Raw genomic sequence first — 13,740 nt, forward strand, 5'->3', positions numbered from 1 at the left:
TATAGACCGGTTCATATCGGATTCAGAAACCACAATCAGCCGTGTGTTTGTGGATGGGAAATTTTTTTGTTTTGGTTTGGAAGATGAATATCGGGTCGAAAAGGTGGCCGGAGAAACTCGGATACCGCCTGGAACATACAAGATAGGTGTTCGTTCAGTTGGTGGCTTTCATGGTCGGTACAAAAGCCGGTTTGCGGATATTCATAAAGGCATGCTTCATGTCCAGGATGTGCCGAATTTTGAATACATTCTGATCCACTGCGGTAATAAGGATGAGCACACCGCCGGGTGTCTACTGGTCGGAGAGGGTGCGGTGACCACCCCTGGTGACATGATGATCACAAACAGTGCAGCGGCATACCGTAGGCTATATTCAAAGGTCATAGATGCGGCGTTAATGGGCCGTCTTGAAATCATATATCAGGATCACGACATGCGGGAGGCTGCGTAACAGGGGAAGTATGAAAAAAATATGGTGCTCAATGACGCCGTGGACCAGGAGAATTATTGTTATTTGCGGCACTGCTACCGCCATGACAATGATTATTTGTTCTGCATTGTCCGGGGCTATGCCGGATTTTTTTAATTTTATTTTGGAGATTTTGAAATGAAAAAATCAATCCTGTCATTTGCGGTGGCCATAGCATTGATGGCAGTGTTTGTCGGGGTTTTTTAAATGCAGTTATTAAAAAAAAATTGATGGCAAGATTGATGGCAAAATTGATCAGTTTGGCGCAGTTTGGTTAAGTTCAGCAAAAAGGCCCGCAAGCTGAAAAAGCCTGCGAGCCTTTGTTTTCGATGGTGGGCCATCGGCGGGTCGAACGCCGGACCTACTGATTAAGAGTCAGTTGCTCTGCCAATTGAGCTAATGGCCCATCAAATTAAAATCCGATAATATCCAAGACTGCCGTTATTGTCAATGATTTTTAGATCATGAGCCTTATCATAATCTTTGGTTTGAGGCTGTTATGGGATTTTGTGCCGAGCATGACTAAATTTTGAGGAAATTTTATGATTGTCATGTTAAATTTTCGATCTGGAATAATTTAAAAGACAAGGGGTAAAACATATTGCAGGAAACGTCCATAACCTTTGAAAACAGTTCGCCGATGTGCCTTTCCCAGGTGCCGTCCAAGCCGGTTTCACGCCTTGCACCAACCCCCAGCGGCTTTTTGCACCTTGGCAATGCCGTAAATTTTCTGGTGACCTGGGCCATTGTCAGAAGCCGTAACGGACGTCTTCATCTGCGCATTGATGATATGGACGGTATCCGTTTTAGGCCCGATGTGCTGGAAGACATCTTCACCAGCCTTGACTGGCTGAGTTTGGACTGGGATACAGGGCCATCGGGACCAGATGATTTTTATCAAAATTTTTCGTTGCATAAAAAAAAGGAATATTACCGGGGCAGGTTACAGGCCCTGGATAAAATGAGGCGAAAGACCTTTGTGTGCCGGTGCAGCCGGGCATCCATAAAAAAAGTGTCTCCCAATGGACTGTATCCGGGCACATGCCGGAATGCCGGCTTTGTATTTGAACCCGGTTTTCATGCTGTTCGGTTAAGGGTGGACAATGATACCCGCATTCAGGTCAATAATCAGCGCATTGATCTGGCCGAAGCATTTGGTGATTTTGTTCTCTGGCGCAAGGATGATCAACCCAGTTATCATCTGGCAAGTCTTTTGGAAGATGAAGAAGGTGGTATCAATTTTATTGTACGGGGCCAAGATTTGCTTTTTTCCACGGCGGCCCAGATTTATCTTGCCCAATGTTTTGGTTTCTCTTCATTTCCGGCATGCCGATTTCTTCATCACGGGCTTGTTTTGGGGGATAATGGCGAAAAGTTGTCAAAATCAAGGGGTGCCTATGCGCTCAAAGACCTGAGGCAGTCAGGGGGATCTCCTGCCTTTGCCGTAAAAACAGCCGCCCGGGTTTTAGGGCTTAAACACAATCCAATCCTTACTGCACAGGATCTAAAACAAGCATTGAATTCATTGAACAGGTAAAACGCTTTTTTTAAACCCACATGAACGGTCCGGGCATTTCAGAATTTTGCCATCCCGCTTTGTCTCTTTTTCCAGGAGATAGGGGCTGCCGCAGTCTGGACAGCTTTCGTTGACAGGTTTGTCCCAGGTGGCAAAGGTACAATCCGGATATTTGGAACACCCGTAGAATATTTTCCCCCGTTTTGAGTGTTTTTCCACAATTGTGCCGTCACACCCTTTTTCCGGGCAGGGTACGCCCGTATCTTTGCTTGAGTTCTCCTGGGCCACGGATTCCGTGTGTTTGCATTCGGGATATCCTGTACAGGCGATAAACAATCCAAATCTGCCGTCTTTTTGCACCATGGGCTTGCCGCATTTGGGGCAGTCCTTGACCGGTTCGCTGTCCTGGATTTTTTCGACAATTTCAATATTGCCCCTTTCATCCCTTGTGTAATTACTGGTAAAACTGCATTCGGGATATCCGGTACAAGCCAGAAAATGCCCGTTTTTGCCGATTTTGATATTAACAGGTTTTCCGCATAAAGGGCATTTAATATCGGTTTCAATGCCCACGCCTTTAACAGAAACCATATGGTCCTTGGCGTTATCCAAGGTGGTTTTAAAATTGGAATAAAATGCTTTTAACAGGTCAACCTCGTTGAGTTTTCCCTGTTCCACATCATCAAGATTGGTCTCCATCTGGGCTGTGAATGAAATGTCTAAAAGGTTGGGAAATGAAGCCACTAAAAGATCATTGACAATAAAGCCAAGCTCGCTTGGAGTAAAATACCGTTTGATCAGCTCCACGTATCCTTTATCCTGGATCACGGCCAGAATGGAGGCATAGGTGGATGGTCTGCCAATGCCGTTTTTTTCAAGCTCCTGGACAAGGGAAGCCTCGGAAAACCTCGGCGGGGGCTTGGTAAAATGCTGGTCAGGATTGATTTTCCGGGTTGTCAGCGCTTCCTTGGGTTCCACCGGCGGCAGGGCCTGGATCTCTTTTTCACTGCTTTTTTCCTGGGTCGCATACAACCGCATGAATCCGTCAAACCGGGTCGTAGATCCGGAAACGGAAAACAGATACTTGTCCGTTGCCTCAATTAGAATGGATTTCTGATCAATCAGGGCCTGGGCCATCTGGGAGGCCACAAACCGTTTCCATATCAGATCATAGAGTTTGAACTGATCCGGCGACAGAAAGGATTTCAGTTTTTCCGGGGTGTTGTAAACCGAGGTGGGGCGGATGGCTTCATGGGCATCCTGGACCTTGTTCTTGTTTTGAAAAAATCTGGGGGCATCCAGGGCATACGCGTCTCCAAAGGTCTGACGGATCAGGCCTAAAGCCTCCTGGGCCGCTTCCGGGGCAATACGGGTGGAATCCGTACGCATGTAAGTGATCAGACCTTCGGGACCACCGCTGCCGATCTCAATGCCTTCATACAGCTGCTGGGCCACAATCATGGTTTTTTTGGCGGAGAACCGCAGCCGGTTAATAGCATCCTGCTGGAGTTTACTGGTGATAAAAGGCGGTAAAGGATTGCGCTTGATGGTTTTATTTTTGATCTCCATGACAATGAAACTGGCCTTTTCAAGGTCTGCCACAATGGCATGGGCCTGGTCCGCATTGGTAACCTTGGCTTTTTTGCCGGATATTTTTATCAACGCTGCATTGAAAACAGGCGGATTTTCCGCCTCAAGATCCGCGGTAATGGTCCAGTACTCCTCGGGCTCAAACGCCCGGATCTCCCGCTCCCTGTCACAGATGATTTTAACGGCCACGGACTGAACCCGGCCGGCACTGAGTCCTCGTTGGACCTTTTGCCATAAAATCGGTGAGATCTGGTAGCCCACTAGCCGGTCCAGCTTTCGTCTGGCCTGCTGGGCGTCATACTTGTCCGCATCCGGCTGCGTGGGATGGGAAAGGGCCTCGGTAATCCCTTTTTTTGTTAATTCATGGATAAGGACCCGGTGAAATCTGCGGTCCTTTTTTTTTAAAATTTCCATGATATGAAAGGCAATGGCTTCCCCTTCACGGTCCGGGTCAGGGGCAAGAAATATTTCATCTGTATCACCGGCGGTTTTTTTTAAATTGGAGATGATCTTAGATTTGTCTTTTATATTGACGTAGTTGGCTTTAAAATTGTCGTCCACATCAATACCCAGGGTTTTCACCGGAAGATCACGGATGTGGCCGGCACTGGCCGCCACATTATACTCCTTTCCGATATACTTTTTCAGGGTTTTGATTTTGGTTGGCGATTCGACAATAATAAGCGGCTTTGCCAATGTTATTCCTCCAAAATTGAAAATTTATTGCCTGGATGGCGAACAATAAGTCCTGACAATTCCAAGTCAAGCAGGGCTGCAGAAACCTGCGCGCTTGTCAGACCGCTTGAAGCGGTAATATGATCAATATGTCCGGGGTAAAGATCGAGGTGTTTATATACCATGGTCTGGATTTTGTCCATGGCTGGTTTGTTTTTTGCCGGTTCAGGTGAAGGCGCTTTCTCTGCGGCATGGACAAACTGGGACAGTTCATCAATGATGTCCAGTTCACTCTCTATGAGGTGCGCGCCTTGTTTAATCAGGTGGTGGGTGCCCCGGCTTTTGGTGGATTTGATGCTGCCCGGAACAGCAAATACCTCACGGTTGTATTCCCCGGCTAATCGGGCAGTAATCAGGGATCCGCTTTTGGGGGCCGCTTCCACCACAACCGTGCCGCAGGACAGACCTGCAATAATTCTGTTGCGCCGGGGAAAATTGGCGGGCAACGGGGCAGTGTTCGGATAAAATTCGGAAATCACAGCTCCCTGTTTTCTGATCCGGCTGTACAAGGGGCGGTTGTGTCTGGGGTAGATATGGTTAAGGCCTGATCCGAGAACAGCCAGTGTCTGCCCGGTATCATGTTCAAGTGCGCCTTTATGGGCAGCAGTATCAATCCCCAGGGCCATACCTGACACAATGGTAAAACCAAATGCCGCAAGGCGTCCTGCAAGGTATTTGGCTGTATCCATGCCGTACCGGGTGGCATTTCGTGATCCCACAATGGAGATACAGGGCGCATGGGAATCAAAGGTGCCGTCATAAAATAAAAGGGCAGGGGGATCTGGAATTTTTTTAAGCAGGGCAGGGTATTCAGGTTCGGTCAGCACCACAGCCCTGTACCCGGAATCCTGGACCTGGGCAAGGCGTTTTTGGGCACCCGGTTCAAATTCTTTGTGTCCAAGAAGGCTTTTTATGGCCCGGAAAGATATAATATCCGGCACAGACAAAAGTTGTGTTTCAGATGCCTTTAAAATGGCTTCGGGTGTTTTAAAATGCTGAATCATATTTTTGATTACGCGGGGACTGAGACCTGGCAGTTCTGTTAAAAGAAACCAGGGCAGATATGTGTCCGGACAGGGTGCCATTTAAGTAACTACCGGGTCTGGGATAATTTCTGTTGGGCCTTGTCTGCTGCCGGTGAAAAGGGATAGCGGGTGATGACTTGCTTGAAGTAGTGATTGGCCTGGCTGACATCATCCATGGACATGTAGGCATATCCTGTTTTAAGCAGGGCATCCGGAACTTTTGGACCCTTGGGATAAGTCAGAACAAGCGCTTTAAAAATTTCTGCAGCCTTTTCATAATCGCCTGTGGTGTAGCTGCACTCCCCAAGCCAGTAAAGGGCGTTGTCTGCCAGTTCATGATCTGGAAATTTTTTGACAAAATTTGAAAGCAGTGTCTGTGCCTTGGAAAAATTACGTTCAAGCAGCAGGACCCGACCTTTGTTGTAAAGCTTGACAGGGTCTTCATCCCGGGCTGGTGCATGGGGTGCCGGCTGAGTTGACTTGGCAGGGTAGGCTGGGTACGCCTGATTTGGATACGGCGATGGTCTGGTTTGTGAACAGGATTTTTTTTCAAGCAGTGCAATCCGGTTTTCAAGCCGGGTGATTTTTTCTTGCATATGCCTGGTGCGGATATCCTGGTCAAGTGATGTATCTATTGGAGCATTGGCGGGAACTGATATGCTGTCAGGCACAGTTTCCTTGGTTTTCTGTGCCTGGCCGGCAGTCAGTTTATGTTTTTTCATCAAACCGCAGGAAGCGGTCAAAAAAAGAATAAAAAAAAGCAGCGCAATCCTTGAAGCATTTTGTCCGGATGCGGGCATAGGCGCTATCCTTATCCTTTTCTATGGGATATCAAAACAATGGGGGATGCAATGAAAATGGATGAATAGGTGCCCACCACAATGCCGATGATCATGGCAAAGGCAAAGTTATGAATGATTTCTCCGCCAAGGAAGAAAAGTGCCAGCAGCACGATCAACGTGGTGCCCGATGTCAATATAGTCCGTGACAGGGTTTCATTGATACTCCGGTTAAACAGGTCCGGTACCAGGGAATGGTCTGAATTCCCCTTGATATTTTCCCGGATTCGGTCAAATACGATGATGGTGTCGTTCAGTGAATACCCGATGATGGTTAAGAGGGCGGCAATGATCTGCAACGAGAAATCAAGGTTGAGCAGGGAAAATACCCCCACGGTAATGGCCACATCGTGGATCAGGGCCATAATGGCGCCAATGGCGTACTGAAGCTGAAGATACCAGAACAGCACCAGAGAGACAACCAGGGCTGCTGTAATCAGAAAAGGCATGGGCAGGTTGAATACGGATAAAAAGTAAACCGCAGCCATCAATGCGCCTGCCGTGATCCCGGCAACGGTCCATTTCTGTTCAAAACGACCGGATATGTAAATGGTGATAAACAGCAGGGAATAGAAAACGGCCAGAAGCGCCTTTTTCTTTAGGTCATTTCCCACCTGGGGGCCGACCATTTCCACACGCCGGATATCAGGTTCAAGGGAGGTTGCATCCTTCAGTCCTTTTGAAACGGTGTCAGACAACTGATTGCCCAGGGCGTCGGCATCACTGGAGGTGCGGATCAGGTATTCATGTTCCCCCTGTTCACCAAATCCCTGGGCAGATACATCTTTAAGGCCAATCTTGTCCAATCCTTTGCGGATGTCGGAAACATCAACTTTCTGGGAAAATTTTACCTGTACCAAGGTTCCGCCGGCAAAATCTATTCCGTAATTGAGGCCATTATGAATAATCAGGGAGACAACACCTGCCAGAATCAGGATCAGGGAAAACGCAAAGCCAATTTTGCGCATTCCCATAAAATCAATGTTGGTACCCGGCTTGATAAGCTGCATGATGACAAGTTCCTTATATGCTCAATGTGTCGGATTGTTTGTTTGCAAGAATCAGATCGTAGATGCTCTTGGACAGGACCAGGGCAGTAAACAGACTGGCCACGATACCAAGCCCCAGGGTTATGGCAAATCCCTTGATGGAACCTGTGCCGAACTGGAACAGAACAGCGCTTGTGATCAACGTGGTGACATTGGCGTCCATGATGGTGAGCGTGGCACGGTCATACCCTACATCCACAGCTGCCTTGGAAGACCGGCCGGCCCGAAGTTCCTCCCGGATCCGCTCAAAGATAATCACATTGGCGTCCACTGCCATACCAATGGTCAGGATGATACCGGCAATACCCGGCAGGGTCAGGGTGGCGCCGAAAACTGCCAGTCCGCCACCGATCAGAAAGATATTCACAACCAGGGCAATGTCGGCGATCAGGCCTGCCCCCCTGTAATAAACAACCATGAAAAGAACGACCAGGGCACCGCCCGCCAGAATGGAGACCAGGCCCATACGCACGGAGTCTGCACCCAGGCTGGGGCCAACGATCCGTTCCTCAATAATTTTAACCGGCGCAGGCAAGGAGCCGGCCCGCAGGGCAATGGCAAGATCAGTGGCTTCTTCAAGGGTAAAATGCCCTGTGATCACGGCTTTGCCGCCGGAAATACGGTCCTGGATATTGGGTGCGGAGTATACGGTTTTATCCAGTACAATGGCCAGACGTTTGTTCACATTGGCACCGGTAATCCGTTCAAAGGTCCTGGCACCTTTACGGCTGAATTCAATACCTACCTGGGGCTGCTGGAACTGGTCAAACTCCACCCGGGCATTGGTTAACTGGCTGCCGTCAATCTCCACATGTTTTTTGATCAAAAATGGCGTTCTGGTCTGGCTGCCTGAATTGGCATTTTTTTTCATCTGGTAAAGGATCTCATCCCCAACAGGCGGTTTTCCGGCTAACGCGGCATTGATGTCTCCCTGTTCATCCACAAGCTGGAATGTGAGCTGGGCGGTTTTTCCGATCAGCCCTTTGGCTCGTTCTGGATCACTGATGCCCGGCAGCTGCAGAAGAATTTTGTTGCCGCTCTGGATTCTGATATCCGGTTCACTGACGCCGAATTCGTCAATACGGTTTCGGATGGTCTCCAACGCCTGCTCCGTAGCCATTTTTTTGATGGAATCCGATTCCTTGTCAGGCAGGCGCAGGGTAAAGCAAATACCGCCGTCAATATTTTTAACCGAAGGAATTTCAAGGCCTGCATATTCATCTGACAATAATTTTTCCACGGCTGATCTGTTGTCTGCGCCAGATATTTGGGCGATTATTTTATGATCAGCGGTCTTGTCAATGCCCATGTGCTGTATTTTTTCATTTTTCAGGTCCAGTTTAAGCTGGCTGATGGTGCGGTTAAGCTCGGCTTTAACCGCTTCTTCGCTTTGTACCTCAAGCACCAGGTGCATGCCTCCCTGCAGGTCAAGGCCAAGGTTTATTTTTTTATGGGGCCAGGTATTGGTGAACGTGGGAAGCAGGCATACAACTGCAGCGACAATGACCCCCAGAATCAATACGCGCTTTATGGTAAAGAATTTCAATCTCATCACTCCTGAAGGATTTGGTTAGTTTTTTTCTTTGGGTGTTGCCGCTTCATTTTCCGAGATCAGACCGCCAATGTTTGACCTGGCAACCTTAATTTTGACTTTTTCGGCAATCTCAAGCCCGATGGTGGTGTCGTCTAAGGATACAATGGTGCCGAAGATGCCGCCGGATGTTACAACCCGGCTGCCTTTTTTAAGATTGTCGATCATTGCCTTATGTTCTTTGGCCTTTTTTTGCTGGGGCCTGATGAGCAGGAAATAAAAAATGGCAAACAGAATAATAATGGGTAAAAAACCGGCCAGTCCGCCGGCCTGTCCGGCCTGTCCACCCGGGGCGCCCATGGCGTATGCATTGCTAATCAACATGTTCCTCCTTAAATTGGGTAAGTTAACTTTTTAAAAATTAATGTACCGGTATCCAGATGTTACTTCCATCAAACCGGAGTCTGTCCACATGATTAAAATCAATTTGTTCAAGCAGGGCAAATACCTCATCCATATTGTAGATAACCACCTTGCTTAAGGGGTCTATGATGTTTATATCCGCGGTTATCTTTTTTTCCTTTAGATTATAAGTAATCACCATGGTTTCCGAGAATTTTAAAATTTTACCTACACCCGAACTCATGCCTGAACTCTTGGGTTCATCAGCGGTTTTCCCCAGGCGAATACCTTTACGGGTATAATAGTCTTTAAGCATCTTGAAGTGGATGTTCCAAATATTGTCGCCCGGCTGGACCACATAAATCCCGTAGGTGGCTGATGCCAGGGGCTTTTGGGCGCCGGATTCGTCAAGTTCCTTTTCAATCACCTTCCCCTTGCCGGCAAATGCCTGTTCCATCACCTTTTCCATGGAGGTCGTATTGCCTCCCACGGTAAAGGCCTCATTGGACTTGACAATCAGATCCACACTGTCTTTGACACCCAAATCCTTTTTACGGGACTCCATCAGATCTTTTATAATGCCTTCTTTTGCAAGCTCATTATAGTCAATGACCGCGGGTTTGCTTACCTGTTTGACCACAGCGCCCGGCACCGAATCTGTTTTTGGGGCACCGGACTTATCCTGGGTGACTTCAGTCTGTTGCCCTTGGGTCTGTCCATTGTTGCCGGACTGCCTGCCCATGATAATCCAGACCACGACAAGGGCTGCCGCAATAATCACGGCAAGGGCGATGATAGGCATCATTGAGTGTCGTTTTTGTTTGTAAGTACGCACAGCCTCTCCTTTCTAAACTCACCTAAGGTTGTTTCAGATACAATAAAAAATCAGACATTGTCAAGTTGACCTTACTTGGTGTCTGAACGGCGACCCGTGTTTGGGCCAAAAGTTGCTCAGATGCAAGGCGCAGAAAAATTTACAACCAGAGCATACTAAAGTATGTGAGGATTGTAAATTTTTCTGCAACGCCGCAGATGAGTGACTTTTGGTTCAAACACTAATTAATGCTGTTCTGGCCGGAAATCATGGTATGGTCAATTTCAATATTTATGGTTACCTGACGTTTTGTTTCAAGCTCAAGAAGTTCTTCCCTTTTGGTATTGAGCATGTAATAGGCGACGTCTTCGGGAACCCGGCAGGTAAATTTCTGATCAGGTTCCGCTTTCAGGGTTTTTAGCGCTAACTGTCGCAGCAGTGCAAGGGTCTGGACTTCAACAGACGGCGTCATACCCCGGCCGTTGCAATGTCTGCAGGTTTCATAGGCCCCGTAAGTGATGGAGTGGCGGATCCTTTGCCTGGACATTTCAAGAAGTCCGAAAGCGGTGATTCCTCCTACCTTGGTTTTGGCTTTGTCGGTTTTTAAATATTTTTTCATGGTTTTGGTGATCTCTGCCTTGTGGCGCCGTTCCTTCATGTCAATGAAATCCACCACAATAAGCCCGCCCATATCCCGCAGCCGCAACTGCCGCGCCACTTCTTCGGCCGCTTCAAGGTTGGTGTGAAAGGCTGTCTCCTCAATGCTGTTTCTTTTTGTGGATTTTCCGGAGTTGACATCAATGGAAACCAGGGCTTCGGTCTGTTCGATGACCAGAAAACCACCGGATTTAAGCGTCACCTCTCTTCTGTAAATGGAAGATATCTGCTCCTCAAGCTGGTATTTGGTAAAAATGGGTTTTTCACTTTTGAACAGCCGGACAATTTTTTTCTGTTTGGGTGCAATCATCCCGATGAAGTCCAGAACCTCCTTGTAGGTGTCTGGATTGTCAATGAGAATCTCTGTGATATCTGTTGTAAAATAGTCCCTTAAAGAACGTACGGCCAGGCTCTGTTCCTTATAGAGAAGGCAGGGTGCCTGGTTTTCCATGGCCAGTTTGTCGATATTTTTCCATACGCGCATCAAATACCGAAGGTCTGATGTCAGCAAGGTTTTGGTGGCGCCCTTACCTGCGGTTCTGACAATCATTCCGAATCCTTCGGCAATTGTAAGGCTCTTGAGAATCCCAACCAGGCGTTTTCGTTCCTCTTCCTCCTCAATCTTGCGGGAAACACCCCTGGTATTGTTCCCCGGCATAAGTACGCCAAAACGTCCGGGAAGGGAAATATAGGTGGTCAGCATGGCCCCTTTGAGATTAATCGGGTCTTTGGTGACCTGGACAATCATCTCCTGGCCTTTTTTAATTAAGTTGAACAGGGATCTGTCATTTTTTTCGACCTCCTGGAAATAATCCGGGTGGATTTCGTTTTTCTGCAGAAATCCGTTTTTCTCGGCACCGTAATCCATGAACACTGCCTGCAGGCTGGGCTCCACCCGGATGACAATACCTTTATAGATATTCCCTTTGGTTGCCGCTTTGGCGGCTGTTTCGATGTGAAATTGATCCAGTTTGTTGTCAAAAACCATGGCAATACGGTTTTCTTCCGGATCCATTGCATTAATTAGAATTTTTCTGCTCATTCATGATCTCGTTTTTCGTTATAATCGTTTAAATTGAGTATGTATCTGCAAAGCACTGAATGAAATGCCGACAAAGCGCTGCAGGTTGATATGTCTTTATAAGCCTACCACACCTTTGGCCATGGCAGCTTTTTTTTGTTTAAGAATATCGAAATATGTCCGGATACGCTCCACATAATGAACCGGTTCCCAGCCCCGGGCATATCCGTGTTTTGTCTGGTTATAATATTTTTCTTTGGACAACAGAGGAAGTGTCGCCTTCAGTCCTTTCCAGGTATTTGGGGCGTACCCTTTTCCCTTTGCCAGTCTTATGGCGTCTTTGACGTGCCCATATCCGATATTATAACTTGCCAGGGCAAACAATAGCCGCTGGGATTCATCTCTAATATAATCAAATCGTTTGTACATTAAAGCTAAATATTTTATTCCTGCGCAGATGCTTTGTTGAGGGTCCCGGCGGTTTTTAATGCCCATTTCCCTGGCGGTTTCTTCGGTAACCTGCATCAGCCCGCGGACATTGGTAAAGCTTTTTGCATTCGGGTCAAAATTGGATTCCTGGTACACCATGGCGACCACCAGGCGCCAGTCAAATCCGTGCCTGGCGCATTCTTCCTTGATCACCTCTTTATATTGGGGCAGCCGGGTTTCTATGCGGTCATGGAATTTTTTCAGCTCATAGGCGTCAAAATTGTCGATATTGTCATAATATTTGGCTGTAATGCGTTTTAAGATACCGGTGTTGATGGCATAAAGGAAGAATTTGTTGATCTGCTTGAGCATCTCATCATCGTTTTTCCGGACTGCCCAGGCCAGGGACTCGCGTTCCTGTACGGGAATGCCGATGCGTATATCCGGAAAAAAACGCCGGGTGAGAAGGGCGATATTGGAGTCGGCAATGGTGAATTGAATTTCCCTGTCATGGATCATGCCGATGAGTTCTTCGGTGGGGATGTTGTTATGCAGCACATACTCCAGAGCCACACCGGAGGCCTTTATCTGCGCCAGCCTGCCATGGTAGGATGTCCCCCGCCTGACATGAAACGCCCTGGATTCCATGTCTTTGATGTTCTTGGGAGCAAAGGTGAGGTTGTGGTGAATAATACGCTGCTGTATGGTCATGTAGGGAATGGAAAAATCAGCATATTTCATGCGCGGGGCAGTAATGGAAATCCCTGCGGCAATAAAATCGCCTTTGCCCTGCTTGAGATATTCGAACATGTTATTCCAGCCGGGTGTTATGATATCAAGTTCCACATTCATGAATTTGGCAAACTCCAGGGCCAGGTCATATTCAAATCCAGTGGGCTTGTTGTTGTACAGATAATAGGTGTTTATGGCCTTGTTGGTAATCAGGCGCAGCTTGCCGTTTTTGCGTATTTTTTCAACGGTGTCCAGGGTACTGTCGATTTCCTGGTGGTGAATCAGTACACAAAACCGCACAAACCCTAAGGTTACAATGATAAGCGTTAGTAATATAAAATGTTTATTTAAAAATAATTTCATGAATCCGTATCATCTGTTGCTGACTTGATGGGGATAATTTCAAGGTCATCAACGTTTCTGTACCCCCGGGGAAGCAGCTTTCCCCGTCGCCCTCTTGTGCTTGTGTAATCCTGCTGATTGCCTGGCGTCAGCCGCAAAAGATGTTTGCCCGAATGTATAACAAGCTTTGAACTTAAAGGCAATATTTTTAGAAGCTTAAGCTTTTCAGGCTGATTCTGGCCTTTGCCGGAAGCCGGAATATGAATTATTTTGTTGCCCTTGCCTTTTTTCAGGCGCGGCAGCTGGTTGGCCGGGAAGATCAGCATCCTGCCGCTGGTGGTGACTGCGGCAATGCTGTCGGAATTGACATTTGGTATGGGAAGTGGTGCCACAGGCAGGTCATTGTTGGATAAAGTGATCACTGCCTTGCCGTTTTTGAAATGGGTTAAAAAATCACTGAATTTGATGATATAGCCATACCCATTATCTGCGCCGGTGAGGAACAGGTCCTCGACTTCGGCGGCAATCATGTAGCAGATGGTGGTATCCGGGGCAAGGGTGAGATGCCCTGTGACAGGTTCCCCGTTTC

The 13,740-nt window shown here is 47.6% G+C and carries 12 protein-coding genes and 1 tRNA gene; 2 read left to right on the top strand and 11 right to left on the bottom strand.

Annotated elements, in window-relative coordinates; translation table 11 throughout:
* On the top strand, positions 1-451 hold a 451-nt coding region (locus tag AB7U36_RS08370), incomplete at its 5' end, for a DUF5675 family protein (RefSeq protein WP_428159332.1).
* A gap of 348 nt (positions 452-799) precedes the next feature.
* On the opposite strand, the gene AB7U36_RS08375 is transcribed toward AB7U36_RS08370, so the two are convergent.
* Positions 800-875, bottom strand: a tRNA-Lys gene (locus AB7U36_RS08375).
* Between the two features lie 195 nt (positions 876-1,070).
* Between AB7U36_RS08375 and AB7U36_RS08380 the strand changes: the two genes are divergently transcribed.
* Positions 1,071-2,006: a glutamate--tRNA ligase family protein gene (locus AB7U36_RS08380; RefSeq protein ID WP_428159333.1), complete on the top strand. Its 936-nt coding sequence runs from the start codon at positions 1,071-1,073 to the stop codon at positions 2,004-2,006.
* Here the strand turns inward: AB7U36_RS08380 and topA are convergent.
* The 10 genes from topA to AB7U36_RS08430 all read right to left on the bottom strand — a co-directional run.
* Positions 1,992-4,271, bottom strand: a complete 2,280-nt coding sequence (topA, locus tag AB7U36_RS08385; protein WP_428159334.1) for a type I DNA topoisomerase — start codon at positions 4,269-4,271, stop codon at positions 1,992-1,994. The two genes, AB7U36_RS08380 and topA, sit on opposite strands and share 15 nt — an antisense overlap.
* A 2-nt stretch (positions 4,272-4,273) precedes the next feature.
* Positions 4,274-5,314 carry a DNA-processing protein DprA gene (dprA, locus tag AB7U36_RS08390; RefSeq protein ID WP_428159335.1) on the bottom strand — a complete coding sequence of 347 codons (1,041 nt, stop codon included), beginning with the start codon at positions 5,312-5,314 and terminating at the stop codon, positions 4,274-4,276.
* Between the two features lie 89 nt (positions 5,315-5,403).
* Positions 5,404-6,135 carry a tol-pal system protein YbgF gene (ybgF, locus tag AB7U36_RS08395; protein WP_428159336.1) on the bottom strand — a complete coding sequence of 244 codons (732 nt, stop codon included), beginning with the start codon at positions 6,133-6,135 and terminating at the stop codon, positions 5,404-5,406.
* A gap of 11 nt (positions 6,136-6,146) precedes the next feature.
* Entirely contained in the window at positions 6,147-7,184 is a 1,038-nt protein-coding gene (gene secF, locus AB7U36_RS08400; RefSeq protein ID WP_428159337.1) for a protein translocase subunit SecF, read from the bottom strand.
* A gap of 13 nt (positions 7,185-7,197) precedes the next feature.
* Positions 7,198-8,769: a protein translocase subunit SecD gene (gene secD, locus AB7U36_RS08405; RefSeq protein ID WP_428159338.1), complete on the bottom strand. Its 1,572-nt coding sequence runs from the start codon at positions 8,767-8,769 to the stop codon at positions 7,198-7,200.
* A gap of 24 nt (positions 8,770-8,793) precedes the next feature.
* Positions 8,794-9,138: a preprotein translocase subunit YajC gene (yajC, locus tag AB7U36_RS08410; RefSeq protein WP_428159339.1), complete on the bottom strand. Its 345-nt coding sequence runs from the start codon at positions 9,136-9,138 to the stop codon at positions 8,794-8,796.
* A 37-nt stretch (positions 9,139-9,175) separates the two neighbouring features.
* Positions 9,176-9,961 (bottom strand): hypothetical protein, encoded by a 786-nt coding sequence (locus AB7U36_RS08415; RefSeq protein WP_428159340.1) that lies wholly within the window; start codon positions 9,959-9,961, stop codon positions 9,176-9,178.
* A gap of 250 nt (positions 9,962-10,211) precedes the next feature.
* The gene (locus tag AB7U36_RS08420; protein WP_428159341.1) at positions 10,212-11,669 is read right to left on the bottom strand and encodes an Rne/Rng family ribonuclease; all 1,458 of its coding nucleotides are present in this window, start codon (positions 11,667-11,669) and stop codon (positions 10,212-10,214) included.
* Between the two features lie 96 nt (positions 11,670-11,765).
* On the bottom strand, positions 11,766-13,172 hold the full coding sequence (mltF, locus tag AB7U36_RS08425) for a membrane-bound lytic murein transglycosylase MltF (protein ID WP_428159342.1): 1,407 nt from the start codon (positions 13,170-13,172) through the stop codon (positions 11,766-11,768).
* Positions 13,169-13,740 (bottom strand): DNA gyrase C-terminal beta-propeller domain-containing protein (locus AB7U36_RS08430; RefSeq protein WP_428159343.1); only part of this gene is annotated, 572 nt, incomplete at its 5' end. The genes mltF and AB7U36_RS08430, both read right to left, overlap by 4 nt.

It is taken from the genome of Desulfobacter sp. (assembly GCF_050177295.1).